The organism is Candidatus Zymogenaceae bacterium (assembly GCA_016931225.1).
Taxonomy (GTDB): Bacteria; Desulfobacterota; Zymogenia; order Zymogenales; family Zymogenaceae; genus JAFGFE01.
In genome coordinates, this window is sequence record JAFGFE010000005.1 from 93,454 (window position 1) to 110,210 (window position 16,757).

The window sequence follows — 16,757 nt, forward strand, 5'->3', positions numbered from 1 at the left end:
CTTACTCGTTCCACCGGCTACCTTGAAATAAAATCGGTGTCAATATCGCTTTTTACGACAACCCGAATCAGCACTCGATTCGGAACACAGACCGCCATCTCCCCTGCGTCCGTGATGTATCCCTGCTCGATGCAGCTTGTATCGTCTCCGGCGGTCTCGATGAATCGGGCGCCGTTTTCGTCTATCTCGATGACCGAATCCCCCAGAGCTCCGGGGACCGTCACCGTCTTTCGCTGGTTCATCTCCACGACGGCATAGGATGCTCCCATCGATTCGATCTCCAGCATCGCACCGCCGCCCGTGCCGTACAGCTTGATAATTGGATACGAGGCCAGTGAAAGGAGCACCAGCACCACGATGACTATTTTGTCCGCCCGGGTGAACATCGTACGATTACCGCATCAATGTGAGGATGGATGAAAGGCCGTCGGAATGCGTCATGTTGCCGTCGGCATCCACAATCAACACATCGACGCCGTCGGTGTGTTCTGCGGCGTCCAGCGCCTTCTTCGGCCCCATCACGAAGTATGCCGTTGCGAGGGCGTCGGCGACGGCGGTATTCTCGGCGACGACCGTAATCGACATGGTCATGCGCGCGGGATACCCGGTATGCGGATCGATGATATGATGATATCTGACGTCGTCCGAAAAGAAAAACCGCTCATAATCCCCGGAGGTCACCACGCTTCTGTCAACGATATCGAGGACCGCGATCAACTCCTGAGAGTCCCTGGGGTGCTGAATGCCGATGCGCCACGGATCGTCCCCTTTTTTCCCGATAACCGCCATATCCCCGCCGGCGTTTATTACTCCGCTCACAACGTCCAACGACTCAAGTACCTTCACCGCCTCGTCCACGGCGTACCCCTTGGCGATGCCCCCCAGGTCGACGGCGACGTCGGGATTGCTGTAATACACCGTTTTTTTATCATAATCCACGACGACACAATCGTGACAGACCACGGAAAGCAGCGCTTCGATCTCCTCCGGTGCGGGCAGACGCGGCTCGCCGGTAAATCCCCATAAGTCTGAAAGCGGAGCGATGGTGACGTCAAACGCCCCTTCCGTCTCCGCCGCCAGGGTTTCGGACACACGGAGCATCTCGATCATCTCGTCCGAAACATCTACCTGTCCGTCGGCGGCGGTTCGGTTCATCCGTGAGATTTCGCTCTCTCCGGTGTATCGATCGGCCACCATCTCTATCTCGCCCATCCGGTCGAACGCGGCGTCCACGGCCCTCTCCAAAACGTCTTCATCCTTCCCCAGGACGGTGATCTCCACCACAGTGCCCAGCATCAGACGAACGTCGCCTGAACTCCTGATCCTGTTATTTTCGTAATAGAGAAAGAGGAGTAAGATACAAAGAATGGATATGAGAGCCGGGATGAGGATCTTTCGGTTTCGCACGATGTTAATTCTCTTCATCCTCTGTGGCGGTAAACGCAAGCTTCCGGTACTCCCGCTCCTGCTTGAAATCCCGCTCCACACTCTCTGTCTTTTCCATCTCGGACTTGCAGTTTACGCAGAGGCGGGCAAAGGGCATTATTATCAATCGCTTTTTCGGGATGTCCGTGCCGCATTCTTCACAGATTCCATACGTCCCCTCGTCGATTTTCACAAGGGCGTCGTTGATTTCATTCAGTTTTTCGCGCTCTCGATCCGACATCAGGAGATTCAATTCCCGATCCCGTTCATTCGTCGCAAGATCATAGATATCACCCACATCGTCCTTGCGATCCGCCTCGGATTCCGATCTGGTCTTCTCCTTGATTTCTCCGATCAACTCCCTTCGCATCTTCACAAGAAGTTCCTTGATCTCCTCTGGCATGTCGGGTCTCCTCAAATCGAAGACAAATTCATTGAAAATCCAAGGTGTATGTCCACCCGGACGCATGAGGTATCAATCAGAGGGCAAAATATACAACATTAGAACGGTTTGTCAAGCTAAAACGAATAATTCTTTTTCTCACGATATCAATCAGATATCGAGTGTATCCTCAACCACGATTCCCGTCAGATCATAATCATCCGAATCGGTAATACGTACCCTGACCAGGTCTCCCAGTTCACACCCCTCTCCCGTAAACAGCACCTGCCCGTCTATATCCGGCGCCTGACCGAAAAACCTCCCCACATACAGGTCCGGCGGGTCGGCATACGCACCGCAGACAAGAACCGAGAGCTCCTTCCCGATATAGCCCGAAAGATGACTCCTTGAGATCTTTCGCTGAGTCTCCATGAGGATATCAAATCTCCGCTGCCCCTCTTCTTCCGGAACCATCGGCCCCAGCTTCCCCGCCCTGGTTTCCGGTTCCGGTGAATAGACAAAGGCACCGAGCCGGTCAAACCGGACTTCCTCGATATAATCCAGAAGTTCTGTAAATTCCGATTCCCCCTCGCCCGGGTAGCCGACCATCACGGTGGTCCGCAGGATTAGATCAGGCATCGCCTTTCTGAGCCGTTGGATCAGGTCGTGATGACCCGCCCGGTCCAGCTTTCGGCCCATAGATGAGAGTATCCGGTCGCTGATGTGCTGAATCGGCATGTCCAAATAGTCGATGAGGCGTTCGCTTGTCGCCATCAATGTAATCAATTCATCTCGTATCGAAGCAGGATGGAGATACAGGAGCCGAATCCACGGTACAGTGGTCTCGTCCATTATCGTACGGAGGAGTCCCGGCAAGCCCGATCCGTCCGGAAGGTCCCTCCCGTACGCCGCCAAATCCTGGGCGATGAGATTGAGCTCGAACAATCCGCCCTCCTCCAGAAATTGTATCTCCCTGACGATATCCTCAGGTCTCCTGCTGATATGTCTGCCCCGGATATCAGGGATGGTGCAGTAAGCGCATCGATTGTCGCACCCTTCGGACACCTTCACGAAGGCGTAATAGGGAGGGGTGGAGGGAATACGCCGGGTGCTGTCGTACACACCCGCTTCAGGGGCGGAAACGGCGATTCTGTCCGTCGATTCGATGAGGCCTGTAATCTCGCCGTGCCTCCCGACCCCCACCAGAAGATCGATTTCCTCTATTTCGTCGGCCAATTCCCGGCCGTATCGCTGCGCCAGGCAGCCGGACACCACCAGCTTCGTGGAGGGACCTTTGTGTTCTGCGGCCCCCAAAATGGCGTCGATCGACTCCTCGATCGCCGGCGTGATAAACCCGCAGGTATGAACGATCAATACATCCGCCCCGTCCGGATCATCAACCGGGACATACCCGGACGAGATCAGGTAATGCGCCATCACCTCCGCATCGATGATGTTCTTATCGCATCCCAGGGCGAGAAGCCAGTACGTTTTCATAGGTTCCCGACATACAGAAATGAAAAAGGGTCTCGATTTCGAGACCCGAAATTTCTCATTTAAAAAGCAAACCGCCCACCGTCATTCGTTCTTTTCGATGATCTCCACCTCCACATCGATCTCCGGAGGACCCGCCGGCTCACTCTCTATTTTGATGGTTTCAACCCCGGAGGGAACGATAAAGTGAAAGAGCGAATCCTTGAGTCCGGAATTCACCTTGATGTTCTCAAAGGCGATCCTCGTGACATTTCCCAGGATGTCATAGGTGTTAAACTGATGGATGTTGTACGTCTCCTTGTTAACCAGAAGCAGTATCCGCTCCACGGTGGAATTCACGTCCTTCGGCGCCAGGGCGACAAGATAGTATTCTTTGGCCTGCTCCGGATCGAGCTCCGCCAGGGCGACCTCGAAATTATCCTCCAGGCTCCCCTCCCCGAACAGATACGCCAGGAAAAACTCCTGCTCAAAGGCCTCCAGGGCATTATACACCCGCACCTGTTTTTCGTCGGGTATATAGTACCACAGGGTCACACCGTCGCTGATGATCTGGTTGTTGATCGGATCCGAATATTCCCATTTCATCATGCCCGGCTTTTTAAAATAGAGTTTCCCGTTGGCGATTGCCGGGGCTCCCAGGGACTTCGTCATCGTTTCTTGGGTAAAAAGCGCCGAAAAATCCTTGGTCTGATCGTACTGCTTCTGAAGATTCTCTATTACTGTATCGAGTGATTCTTCCGCCAACGCCGCCGTCGCACACATCGACAGTAGTACGGCAACACAGATAACCATTATGGCTCGCGTTTTCATCTACGCACGGCTCCTTTTCTTATAGTTTATTGATCAATACCTCCCGCGGTTTAACACCGTCCGCGGGCCCCACGATACCCTCTTCTTCCATCTTCTCTATTATCCTTGCGGCCCGATTGTAGCCGATTCGAAGGTGTCTCTGCACCAGCGAAATCGATGCCTTGCCCGACTCGGCCACAAGGGCCACCGCATCGTCGTATTTATCGTCATATTCGTCATCAGAGTGATGCATCACCTCTTCGATCGCCGTCAGGTCTATCACCTCATACTCCGGCTCACCCTGGTCTCTGATGAAATCGGTTACCCGAACTATCTCTTCTTCGGAAACATACGCACCGTGAACCCTCACCAGCCTTGAAGAGGCCGGCGGCATAAACAGCATATCCCCCCTGCCGAGAAGGTGCTCCGCGCCGGAGGTGTCGATGATGGTCCGTGAATCGACCCGGGATGACACCTGAAACGATATCCTGGCCGGGAAGTTCGCCTTGATAATGCCTGTCAGCACGTTGACCGATGGTCTTTGTGTCGCCACGATCAGGTGTATGCCGGACGCCCTGGCCATCTGGGCCAGCCGTGCGATGGATTCCTCCACATCCCGACCGGAGATCATCATCAGGTCCGCCAGTTCGTCGATTATTACGACGATAAAGGGCATCTTCTCATGAAACTCCTCCCCTTCGATATCAGGGACACGTGTTTTCTCTTTTTGTTCCGACAATTTAACCTTATCGTTATATCGTGTGATGTTCTTGACGCCCATCTGTGCCATAACGCGATAGCGACGCTCCATCTCCTGCACAACCCACTTCAACGCCACTTGGGCCTCCTTCGGATCAGTCACCACCGGAAGCATCAGGTGGGGAATTCCCTGATAGAGAGACAGCTCAAGCATTTTGGGATCGATCATGATGAAACGCACATCACTCGGCCCGGATTTATACAGGATGCTCAGGATGATGGTATTGATGCACACGCTTTTTCCGGCCCCCGTGGCACCGGCCACCAGCAGATGGGGCATCTTGTTGAGATCGGAGACCACAGAGGCGCCGAAGATGTCCTTGCCCAGGGCGAAGGTTACCGGTGACTCACTCCGGGAAAACGCCTCGGACTCGATAATCTCCCTGAGGTTGACGGTTTCCCTCTTCGGATTGGGAATCTCAAATCCGATGACCGATTTCCCCGGAATCGGTGCGATTATCCTCACCGACAGCGCCGACAGCGCCATGGCAAGATCGTCGGACAGCCCTGCAATCTTGCTGATGCGCTCCCCCGGAGCCGGCTCCATCTCGAAAAGAGTGACGATGGGACCGGGGCGCACCTCAGTGACCGTTCCCCTGACGCCAAAAACCGACAGCTTTTCTTCAAGAATGCCCGCCCGTCGAATCAAGTCATCACGATCTATCTCCGTGATTTTTCCATCGCTCCTGCTGAGCAGGTCGACGGGAGGAAGCACATATTCCGACGAGTGTGAGATGCGGGGCTGATGAATCGTAATTGACTCACTCGACGCGGCACGATCTCTCCCGACCTCCTCTATCACCCGGGGCGTGACCTTCTCTTTCTTTGCGGATTTTTTGCCTGCCGACCTCTCGGTGGAGGCAGGCACATCCTCGGCCATGGGATCGAAGGGGACATACGGGACTTTTTCCCGACGACCGCTTTCCCCAAGCGCCGTCATGCTCCTTTGTATCAACGACCCGCCTCCCCGAGACAGCAACGAAAAGACCTTCCCAGTCCCCTTTGCAGTTTTTCCCACGACATCGGAAATCGATACGCGAAAGAGCGCCAGCACACACAGAATCCATACAAGACCGGAAATGAGAACGGTACCTGTCTCGTTCAACCATGAGATAAGAAGCTTCCCCGCCATGACGCCCACGAGCCCGCCCGCGAAAATGGACTCTCCGTAGAGCACCTTTACCGGTCCCGGCACGACCCCGAGAAACGCCGTCGTGGCGACAAGAATCCCGATACTGGAGATGAGTATTCTCGCGATACTCCGAATGCCGCCGGGCAGGATGAGATGAAGCCCCAGGATGAAAAGCAGGATCGGCAGAACGTATGCGCCGATACCCATCGATACCAGAAGGATATCCGCGGTATACGCACCCACAACACCGCCTCTATTGACAACGACCGTGGTGTCGGAGACCCGGTTAAACGACGGATCCCCGTGATAATAGGATATCAGACTAATACATATATATACAGCAGCCGCCAGAATGATGACCCCGAAGACTTCCCAGGCCACACCGGCAGATCTCTTCATTTTCCTGTCTTTCTTTTTCGGCATGATACGACGTCCCATCACCATTTTACAGGAAAAAATTCAGAGCATATACCAGTATTGCGACTACAAACAGATACACCGAAAATATCCAGAGCTTGTTGCCGATCACGGCATTGATCGTCAGTCGAATGGCCACAAGGCCCACAAGTGTCGCGGCGACCGCCCCCGCAACATACATGATATCCGCACAGGCAAGCTCCTTCACATGAAGCAAAAACGCCCCGAAGATCGCCGGAATCGAGAGCAGAAAGGAAAAACGCGCCGACTCCTCCTTCTGTACACCCGAGATGATCCCCGCGGCGATTGTCGTACCGCTTCGTGATATTCCCGGCACAATGGCGCAGCCCTGTACAAGACCGATCAGCAGCGCCTGCCACACGTGTACGCTTTTCGCCGTCCGGTGATCAAGGGAGTTATCCTCAGCCGAAAGGTTGTTTCCATCACGCCCATCACCTTTCCGCCTCATATACATCTCCGCACAGACGAGCACCAGAGCCGTTATCAGGAACATGATTGGAACCATCTTCGGATCCGCAAACATCCTCTCGAAAACATCCTCAAGCCCGATGCCGATAACGGCTGTGGGTATACTTCCGACAACGATCAATAATCCCAGGCGTCGAAATCCGGTGGATTCATGAGCGGAAGGTACAAAAAATGATTTTATGATACGCCAGATATCCTTATAAAAATAGACGGTCAGAGATACCAGGGTACCCAGGTGAAGCAGCACATCAAACGGAAGGGGCGGTCCGGAAAAGCCCGGAAGATACGACTGAGCCACCACAAGATGTCCGGACGAACTCACCGGTAGAAATTCCGTCAGCCCCTGCATGATGCCGAGTATCAGAACCACAAAAAACGGCACAGGAATCCTCATGTTGTTATATTGAACATATTATACGCAGTACGCGGTGTCGTGTCAATAGAAGAGACAATATTAATAAGAACATTATACTCAATAATCATATATATTATTGTTTTACTCTTTACCGATCGACGATTCTCTTTCCCTGGGCATCCTACTCCGTACCGCTCAATTCACAGATGGTATTCTCGATTTTCTTCCGAAAGGACTCGACATCGGCACGGGTCTGCTCACTCCCTTTTTTCCTTTCCAGGAGAATCGGCTCCCCTACCCGTACGTATATTTTCGGCTTCCCGATTTTTCCGCCGAAACGGGGCTGATGCTGAAAGGCATGGTGAATGGCGGCGGGGATAACGGGGACACCGGACGCCAACAGGAACCTGACCGTCCCCTTCCTGAACGGCTGCATCTCACCGTCCCACGTGCGTTCGCCTTCGGGATATATTCCCACCATGCCCCCGAAATTCAGAATACGATAGGCATTCCTGAGCGCAATCGGATCAATGTCATATCTCCTTACCGGGAATGTCCGTGATAGATAGAAGAACACCCGACGCAGTGGTGACTCAAACTCAGTGCTCTTCGTCATGAAATATATCTTTCTCGGCAGATAACAGCCGATGAGGAAGGAATCCACAATGGTGGTATGATTGCTGACGAACACGGCCGGTCCTTCTTTCGGAATGTTTTCGAGTCCGGTGTGTTCCACATCATAGGAAAGGACGAGTCCGGCCTTTACCAGATACAATATTATTGAATGAATGATATCCAGCAGCACGGTGCGCTCCTTGTGTTATGATTGGGGCATAAATGTGATTCTGGGTTGAAATTCATCGATCTCTTTGTTCGGATACACCCCCTTGAGTGCTTCCCTGATAAAATCCTCCCACTTCTTACCGCTTTCCGTGAGGAATTCAAATGCATAGGCATGCCCGCGGCTCGTATTGGTGATGACCATGTGTGATTCTATCGTGGCCGACGTCAATTCCAAAAGATCAATGTCCGTCATCATTTCGCCGACAAAAACCAGCCTCCTGCTCGTCAGGTAGAGAAGACCGGTGTCAATCTTTTTGAAGGTATAGAGCTTCGCACTGATGGTTTTATACCCGCGAAACATCTTCGCCGGCGTCTCCTGAAAGAGCTCCGCCGTATCGCTGACGGCCAGGACCGTTTCACCCCCGCTCACATCGATATTGCTCGTTTGAACGTTCCCAAGCCCCTTTCCCCGAATGGAGCAGTATACTTGATGAAGCGTCTTCGTTTCGCTCTTTCCGCCACTTTCAACAACCAGGTTGAAGTCCGTATCGAACCGGAATCTCGCACCGCAGTGTTCGCACGTTACATCTCCGTTTTTGGCGGTGTGTATTGAATCTATTGTTTCGCATTTCGGACAGAGATACAAAAACTTTTCAAGCATAAGAGATGCTCCTTTTTTCTCCTTTGTCGTTGTTATAATGAGATTTGCCCGTCAAGTCAAGGCATTTTACCCGCAAAAGGAACAAAAAAGCCCCTGAAGTTTCCTTCAGGGGCTTCGGATTCACATCCAGACAGATGAGTTCTTAGAACTCGTACTGCAGGGTGTTTACGATAGACCAGATTTCTCCCCATTCGCCTCGGGTTCCATCGGCCTTCTCGTAATCCCAGGAGTCGCCGGTGAACAGCACGCCGCCTTCCAGGGTGTAGGTCAGACCTTCCATGATCTCATAGGAGACCGCCAGGTCGATTTCCCATCCCAGATCGTCGGACACTTCCCAGGATCGGTAACCGTAGTTACCGTACCAGCACGCAGGATGCGCATAAAACGGCATATCAGCCGCGAACACACCGGCACGTGCGCCGTCGACGTTCCAACCGATATCCTCGGTCCACTTCGCCCAGATAACCGCACCGGAAATCGTCAGCTTGTCAATCGGGCATACCTCGAAGTATCCCTTGATGGCCGTGATGTTTTCCAGGCTGTTATTGGCGTACACCTGACCGCCGCCCCATACGGAGCCGCGACCGTCGTTGTGGCCGCCGGTGATGATGTGAGCCATTGCAAAGTCACCGTCGTTGGTGACGAAGTTCATGTTCACATGGCTAAGCGAGGAATTGTTTCCCCACCAATGCTTCATGCCGCTGCCCATGCCAAAGGCCACGCCAACCCTGAACAGGTCGTTGTAGTAGGACAGATCAGCATAGACGTTCCAGCCGGAGATATCCAGGCTCGTACGCGCGTTGTTCGCGGGCACGCCGGTGTTGTAGGGATTGCCGCCGCCGCGAATGAAGTGTGCATCCGCGTCACCGAACAGCCAGGAGGCCTCGACGTTGAGGTCGATCATATCGGCGAAGTTGCCGGTATAGCCGACACCCACGAAGCCGACCCACGCATCATAGTAACCGCCGTTTCCGGTCCAAGCCCATGCAACGCGATCCCACAGTCCACCGCCAAGACCGCTGTCGCCGGATGCGTCTTCATCCCACGCAATACCGCCGTAGACTTCAACTACATGCCCCTCAACGGGGGTGACCAGGATATCGAGGCTTACCACGTCGGCGTCCCAGTTGTACATATCTCTAGATTGAGCTCTGGTTACGACTGCGCCGGTGAGGGGGTTAATAACGTTAGCATTCACGCGATCAATGAGTTTGAAGTACGACAGAGACACGGCCACGGGACCCCAGGCATTGCTCCAGCGGGCGCCGTCGCCGGCGGTGTCAAACGTAAAGCCATTGCCGTATATTTCGGCAAACCGACCAACGGTGAAGGTTCCCACCGGAGGAACGGTGAACTCAATGTACGCACGATCAATATAGTTGGCAGCATTGCCGTTAATCCGCATCGCACTTCCCGTACCCCACATATCCTCGGCGATATCCAGGCGGATAACCGCTTTCAGATATTCGCTTCTGGTGTGGGTAACGGTCAAGCGAAACCGCTGATCAAAAAAACCGGTGTACAGGCCGTCCTCGTGGCTCGGGAAAGCATTTCCTGCATCTTCCCATTCCTTATCGAAGTTCCACTCGGTCCATGCCCGCACCCGATAGGCTCCCTCAAAGGTCGTATCGGCGGCGAACACCGTGCCGACGACGCCAACCACGAGCAGAGCCGCAAGGGTTAAAGCTACAAGCTTCTTCATTTAATTACCTCCTACCAAGTTTTGTTAACACAAAACTATGTGGAAACTTTTTGAAACACACCTTAGAACTCGTACATGAGGGTATTGGTCCATGAATAGATCTCACCCCATTCTTCGCGCTCAAAGGTAACCGGATCACGATAGTCAAACGCATCGCCGGCGAACAGTACGCCAAACTCGGAGTTCAGACTCAGTCCTTCCATGATGGTCCATGTCAGGCCGAAGTCGATCTCCCAACCAAGATCGTCATCCACATCCGCGGGGATGTACGTATAGTTGCTGGCGCCGTAGTTCATCGGATGGCCGTAAAACGCATGCCAGTCCTGAATCAGGGCTCCCGACGCATCCCGCGCGTACCTGCCGACAGGCTGCGTGTACTTCGCCCAGATGACCGCACCGTGAATGTCAAGACTATCGAACGGGCACACCGAGAAATGCAGCTTTAAGGCCGTCAAGTTCTCATAGCTCGGTCCGAGTCCCAAAGGAGCGACCTTACCCGACATGCCACCGGTCGTGAGATTCAACATATGGCCATAGAATGGATCACCGTTCATGATGATGTTTCCATAATGGAATGTGGTCGAATCATCAATGTACGGGAAGTGATCCTGGGTAATGCCGTGGAAGTGCTTCTCACCGGAACCATACAGGAACGACAGGCCGACACTGAAGACGTCGTAATTAAAGGTCACGTCCGCATAGATACCGAGACCTTCAATGGTGATATCGTCCGGCAGTCTCTTGCCGGGCAGCGGCGTGGAGAGACCCAAGACAACAGGCAGAATGACCGCACCACCAAATCCCGTGGTCCAGTACGTATCAAGCCTGTTGTTGTAGGCCTTACCCATCGTTCTGAGTTCGCCCTCACCGTAACAGGCAATGACGTCACCCTTGGCGACCAGCATGCCGTCAAAGAAATTCAGGGCCCAGAAGAAATAACTCTTGGTCAGATACGAATCATACAGACCCGTACGACCGAGGCCCTCTTCTGGAGTACCCGCAGCTGCCGGATACGGCCAGATCGTCTGAATGGTCGGTGACGCATCCGGGGTTTCACCAAGGAACGTTACTCCGCGCTGCGCAATATCGAACCCATAGATACCCTTGACGAGACGACCGACGCCCACACCAGTGTGCGGTACGGCGTAGTAATCGAAGCGGGCGCCAAATTTGTAGTTCTCGTGCAGATAGGCTACAAAAAAGGTGCCGCAGTCGATATCGGCATCCAGATTCTGAGAATAGGTGCCTCCGACATCATACATCAGACCGCCAGGCCAGGTGGTTAATGCGCCACGGGTGGCAAGCGTGATGTGATCCGCGTACTTGGTATAGACCAAACCGAGGGCCACATCGCCGAACTTCACCGCCCAGGTCGCATTCCAGTCAGCCTCACCGGGGCCATAAAAGTTGTCACCGTCGAGACCGGCGCCCCAGCCCGGCTTCCCCCAATCGGGAGATTTGGTTCCAACCGTGAATAGGCCGATGGGGGTCAACGCGCGAATGTACGCATACGCAATATATGCGCTATCATCCTCGTTGATCCGCATCGCCGCGCCTCTTCCCCAGATATCCTCTGCGATATCCAGAGAAAAACCAGCTTCCAGGAACTCGCTCTGCTTATGCGTAACCGTCAAGCGAAATCTCTGATCGAAGTAATGAGTGTACAGAGCAGCATCGCTGGGTGCATTTCCGACATTTTCCTTGTCGAAATTGTACTCCATGACGGAACGAATGCGATAGTTCCCGGAGAAAGTGGTTTCGGCGGCAAAAGAGGAAACAGCAAAGACCGCAACAAGTAGTACGGCCAATGCCACTATGGAAATTTTCCTCATTCGTTACCTCCTAAATCGTTCTCGAAGCGATTGGATACAATGCTTATTCGAAGATGAGCCAATCGCAAACCTCAAAAACCTAAAAACATTTCCTCCTAAATAGTTTTTCACATCAACTCTATTGCATGAACCAGATATCTTCATTATTATTTCACTTTCCATGAAGAAGTCCATGCGGCCGATGTTCCTCCATATCACCCCCCTTCATGTGACGTAAGAGCGGATAACACGTCTTCGGATCGATAAAGACGATCCGTCAGCACCTGTCAACCGCTCTCCGAAAATTCATTAATAATCTGATATCACTCAAAAAATATAAAAAATCATCAGGATTAATATCTACCATTAGAAAATTATAATGTCAAGGAAAAAATTAAGAAAATCTAATACAAGACACGCATATACACCAAATAAAAATTGAAAAATGAATCCCAAATCGATGAAAAAAAACAGGGCCGTCTTCCCTGCGGAATGGGTGAATTTGTATGATCGTTTTGTGTATTGGATACAGACTCGCCTGTTGCGACATGGGTGGTTTTCAAAAATGGAGCAACTCTCGTCTGCGGTGGAAAATGCGCCGTTTATCTCACCTGGATTTCCGTGCCGCTCACAAGCCATTTTGCCACAATCCACAGAATCAACGGCTGGAAAGCAAGCACACACAGAAAAAGCACCACGGCGCCGATCACCGCGCCGGAACCTGTGATCTCGGCAAGGATAAGACCCGTTATCACCGCAACGGCCGCAACGAAGACTTCCAGGAACACCGCACCGAAGACGGGTCCGTTTTCCCCCCCAAACTCGAACTCAATACTCTTTTCAAGGCCGATGACGTTCACATAGCGTTCCAACCACCTGACCAGACCTCTGATCACCGGCCCCATGGGGAGAAACAGGATACACGGGGAGACGAGAAGTCCCAAGTACCAGCCGAGCAGTCCCTTTCCCGGGCCGGAAAACACCGGTTTATACGTCTCGGCGTCGTACTCCACCGTATGACTCCCGATATACCACCTGAGCGCCGACGCCATCGCCCAGGGAAGGGGGATGCTCAGGGGGACGAGAGAAAGAATACACAAGAACATGTGCTTCAAAAGCGCTCCCGAGGAGCCGACAAATCCTAGGACGACCGTCTTTCCATCGATCGTTATTTCTGTATGCTCCATCACGTACTTTCGTTTTCGCACCCATCCGAAGGGAGCGGTAAAGATACCGACACCCACAGCCAATCCCACGTACCACCAGTCTACTCCTCGATAATCGAACACCAGCATGAGAACGGCGAAACAGAGCCCCAACACCAGGGGGAGGACCAGCGGCCAGTATTTCATCAGTGGAAGCCCTTTCCCTGTGTATTGCACGGATACCTCGGCCTCCTTCGATTCAACGACCAGGGAGCGAAAAAACCACCGGCGGGCGGCGGCGTATGCCAGGGGAAGGGGTACAAACAGAAACAATGCGGTCAGAAGAAACAAAGCGGTATTGCCATAGGCTGAAGTCAAGGTGCCCTCAAAGCGCACCGTCGCCTCCGGCTTCCCGCCTCTGGACTGATTTTTCGCGGTGGTTTTCTTGTCGGCGGTCTCCTTTCCCGTCTCCTCTTTCTTAACGGTCGTATTGCCGGTGTCCCTCTTTTCTTCCGTCATCTCATCACCCCCGCTCATGACGCATCTTTTGGTTTGGTGGATACGATAAAAAACGGGGCGACACACAGGGCCGCCCCGTACACATGCAATAACAGAAATCTCCGTACAACGAAATCATCCATTCGCCGCACCTTTATTTATTTTTCTTTCTTTAGCCTGATAAGGGCCTGGGCCGCCGCCAGACGGGCGATGGGCACACGATACGGAGAACAGCTAACGTAATCGAGTCCGGTGTTGAAACAGAACTCCACGCTCTTGGGATCTCCGCCGTGCTCGCCGCAGATGCCGATCTTCAGGTCACCCCGTTCTCCCCGACCCAGCTCTACGGCCATCTTCACCAGTTTCCCCACCCCCCCCTGATCCAGGGAGACGAAGGGATCCTCGGGAAGAATGCCCATCTCGACATAGTCCGGCAGGAACGATCCCGCGTCGTCCCGGGAGAGGCCGAAGGTGGTCTGGGTCAGGTCGTTTGTGCCGAAGGAGAAGAACTGGGCGACCTTCGCAATCTCGTCCGCGGTCACACAGGCCCGGGGCAGCTCGATCATGGTGCCTACGAGATATTCCACCGTCACGCCGGAATCCGCCAGGACCGTTTCCACCTCCTCAACCACCGCCTCGCGCTGGAGCTCCAGCTCCCGGACATGTCCCACCAGCGGGATCATGATCTCCGGGTGCACGTCCACGCCCTCCTTTTTCACGGTAACGGCGGCCTTCATGACGGCCCTCGCCTGCATCCGGGATATCTCCGGGTAGATGATGCCCAGGCGACAACCGCGATGGCCCAGCATCGGGTTGAACTCGTGAAGCTCCTCCACCTTCTGCTTGATTTTATCGCTGGTAACGCCCATCTTTTTCGAAAGATCTGCGATTTCCTTATCGGTGTGGGGCAAAAACTCGTGGAGCGGCGGGTCCAACAGCCGGATGGTGACCGGGCGCTGTGCCATGGCCCGAAATATCCCCTCGAAGTCCCCCTGCTGCATCGGCTCGATCTTTTGGAGCGCCTTTTCCCTCGCCCCCCGGTCGTCGGCAAGGATCATCTCCCGCACCGCATCGATGCGGTCCCCCTCGAAAAACATATGCTCGGTACGGCACAGGCCGATCCCCTCGGCGCCGAAATCCACCGCCACCTGGGAATCGTGGGGGGTATCGGCGTTTGTGCGGACCTTCATGGTCCTGATGTCGTCCACCCATTCCATGATGGTGCCGAAATCCCCGGAAAGCTCCGGCTCCACCAGGGGCATCTCGCCGGCGATCACCTCGCCCCTACTGCCGTCAAGGGTGATGAAATCGCCCCGTTTGATGACCACATCACCGACGCTGAGCTGCTGCTTTTCATAGCTGACGCGCACGTCCCCTGCCCCGGCCACACAGGGCTTGCCCATACCACGGGCGACCACCGCCGCGTGGGAGGTCATGCCGCCCCGGGCGGTCAGGATGCCCTCGGCGGCGTTCATGCCGTGTATGTCCTCGGGCGACGTCTCGATGCGAACCAAAACCACCTTCACACCGTTCTTCGCCTCTTTTTCCGCGTCGTTGGCGGTAAAGACAACCCGTCCCACCCCGGCGCCAGGTGAGGCCGGAAGCCCCTTGGCGATGACTTTTCTTCGCGCGTTCGGATCTATCATCGGGTGCAGGAGCTGATCCACCTGGGCCGCATCGAGGCGCATAACCGCCTCTTCCTTGCCGATGAGGCCCTCATTCACCATGTCCACGGCGATCTTCACAGCGGCGTGGGCGGTGCGCTTGCCGGTTCTGGTCTGGAGCATCCAGAGCTTCTCGTTCTGGATGGTGAATTCGATGTCCTGCATATCCCTGTAGTGACCCTCGAGCCTTTTGTAGATATCCACAAGCTCCCCGTACTGGCCCGGCATTTCCTCCTCGAGGGAAATCAATGCGTCTTCCCTCTTTCCGGAGACATTGATGGGCTGCGGGGTACGAATGCCCGCCACCACGTCCTCCCCCTGAGCGTTTTTCAGGTACTCGCCGTAAAAGACGTTCTCCCCGTTGGAGGGGTCCCTCGTAAAGGCGACGCCTGTGGCGCAGTCATCGCCCATATTGCCGAATACCATCGCCTGGACGTTTACCGCCGTTCCCCAATGAGCGGGGATGTTGTTGAGCTTGCGGTACGTCACCGCCCGGGGATTGTTCCAGGAGCCGAAAACCGCCCCGATGGAGCCCCACAGCTGATCCATCGGGTCTTCCGGAAATTCCTTGTTCAGTTTATCCTTGATGGCCTTCTTGAAGCGCTCGGCCAAATCCTTCAGATCGTCTGCGGACAGATCCATGTCCGTCTTCGCACCCACCTCTTTTTTCTTCTTCTCGATGATCACCTCGAACGGGTCTTCATCCTCTTCCGTCTCTGGCTTGAGGCCCATCACCACGTCCCCGTACATCTGGATGAGGCGTCGGTAGGAATCGTAGACGAACCGCTCGTTGCCGGTTTTTTCGATCAGTCCCGTAAGGGTCTTTTCGTTCAACCCCAGGTTCAGGACCGTATCCATCATGCCGGGCATGGAGGCGGGCGCTCCGCTTCTTACCGAGAAGAGCAGGGGGTTCTTCGGATCGCCGAAGACGGCCTTCATCGCCTTTTCGACCTTTGTGATGTTTTTGCCGACCTCTTTTTCAAGTTCCGGAGGATATTTACGATCGTTATTATAATAGTAGGCACAGACATCCGTGGAGATGGTGAACCCCGCGGGGACGGGAACACCGATATTGATCATCTCGGCGAGGTTCGCCCCCTTTCCGCCCAGAAGCAGCTTCATGGTGGCGTCGCCCTCGGCCTTTTTATCCCCGAAAAAATAGACATACTTATTTGCCATTGTTAACTCCCCCTTATTGCATCTTTCCTTTCATATCTTAGATCTCTACAGATCGAATGATCGTGCATATAT

The 16,757-nt window shown here is 54.0% G+C and carries 13 protein-coding genes; all 13 read right to left on the reverse strand.

The window, feature by feature from the left end; translation table 11 throughout:
* Window positions 1–17 precede the first annotated feature (17 nt).
* Window positions 18–386 (reverse strand): NusG domain II-containing protein, encoded by a 369-nt coding sequence (locus JW885_01750; protein MBN1880872.1) that lies wholly within the window; start codon window positions 384–386, stop codon window positions 18–20.
* Window positions 387–393: 7 nt separating this feature from the next.
* Window positions 394–1,407 carry an FAD:protein FMN transferase gene (locus JW885_01755; protein MBN1880873.1) on the reverse strand — a complete coding sequence of 338 codons (1,014 nt, stop codon included), beginning with the start codon at window positions 1,405–1,407 and terminating at the stop codon, window positions 394–396.
* A 4-nt stretch (window positions 1,408–1,411) separates the two neighbouring features.
* On the reverse strand, window positions 1,412–1,828 hold the full coding sequence (locus JW885_01760) for a TraR/DksA family transcriptional regulator (protein MBN1880874.1): 417 nt from the start codon (window positions 1,826–1,828) through the stop codon (window positions 1,412–1,414).
* 150 nt (window positions 1,829–1,978) lie between these two features.
* Window positions 1,979–3,304, reverse strand: a complete 1,326-nt coding sequence (gene rimO / locus JW885_01765; protein MBN1880875.1) for a 30S ribosomal protein S12 methylthiotransferase RimO — start codon at window positions 3,302–3,304, stop codon at window positions 1,979–1,981.
* Window positions 3,305–3,385: 81 nt separating this feature from the next.
* The gene (gene lolA / locus JW885_01770; protein MBN1880876.1) at window positions 3,386–4,111 is read right to left on the reverse strand and encodes an outer membrane lipoprotein chaperone LolA; all 726 of its coding nucleotides are present in this window, start codon (window positions 4,109–4,111) and stop codon (window positions 3,386–3,388) included.
* A 19-nt stretch (window positions 4,112–4,130) separates the two neighbouring features.
* Window positions 4,131–6,380, reverse strand: coding sequence for a DNA translocase FtsK 4TM domain-containing protein (locus JW885_01775; protein MBN1880877.1), 2,250 nt, complete (start codon window positions 6,378–6,380; stop codon window positions 4,131–4,133).
* 46 nt (window positions 6,381–6,426) lie between these two features.
* A complete protein-coding gene (locus JW885_01780; GenBank protein ID MBN1880878.1) occupies window positions 6,427–7,269 on the reverse strand; it encodes an undecaprenyl-diphosphate phosphatase in 843 nt (280 codons plus the stop codon).
* 154 nt (window positions 7,270–7,423) lie between these two features.
* The gene (locus JW885_01785) at window positions 7,424–8,047 is read right to left on the reverse strand and encodes a 1-acyl-sn-glycerol-3-phosphate acyltransferase (protein ID MBN1880879.1); all 624 of its coding nucleotides are present in this window, start codon (window positions 8,045–8,047) and stop codon (window positions 7,424–7,426) included.
* A gap of 15 nt (window positions 8,048–8,062) precedes the next feature.
* Window positions 8,063–8,686, reverse strand: coding sequence for a hypothetical protein (locus tag JW885_01790; protein MBN1880880.1), 624 nt, complete (start codon window positions 8,684–8,686; stop codon window positions 8,063–8,065).
* Window positions 8,687–8,828: 142 nt separating this feature from the next.
* Window positions 8,829–10,388, reverse strand: a complete 1,560-nt coding sequence (locus tag JW885_01795; protein ID MBN1880881.1) for a hypothetical protein — start codon at window positions 10,386–10,388, stop codon at window positions 8,829–8,831.
* 62 nt (window positions 10,389–10,450) lie between these two features.
* Entirely contained in the window at window positions 10,451–12,220 is a 1,770-nt protein-coding gene (locus JW885_01800; GenBank protein ID MBN1880882.1) for a hypothetical protein, read from the reverse strand.
* Window positions 12,221–12,801: 581 nt separating this feature from the next.
* A complete protein-coding gene (locus JW885_01805) occupies window positions 12,802–13,863 on the reverse strand; it encodes a hypothetical protein (protein MBN1880883.1) in 1,062 nt (353 codons plus the stop codon).
* Between the two features lie 137 nt (window positions 13,864–14,000).
* A complete protein-coding gene (locus tag JW885_01810; GenBank protein ID MBN1880884.1) occupies window positions 14,001–16,685 on the reverse strand; it encodes a pyruvate, phosphate dikinase in 2,685 nt (894 codons plus the stop codon).
* Window positions 16,686–16,757: the final 72 nt, after the last annotated feature.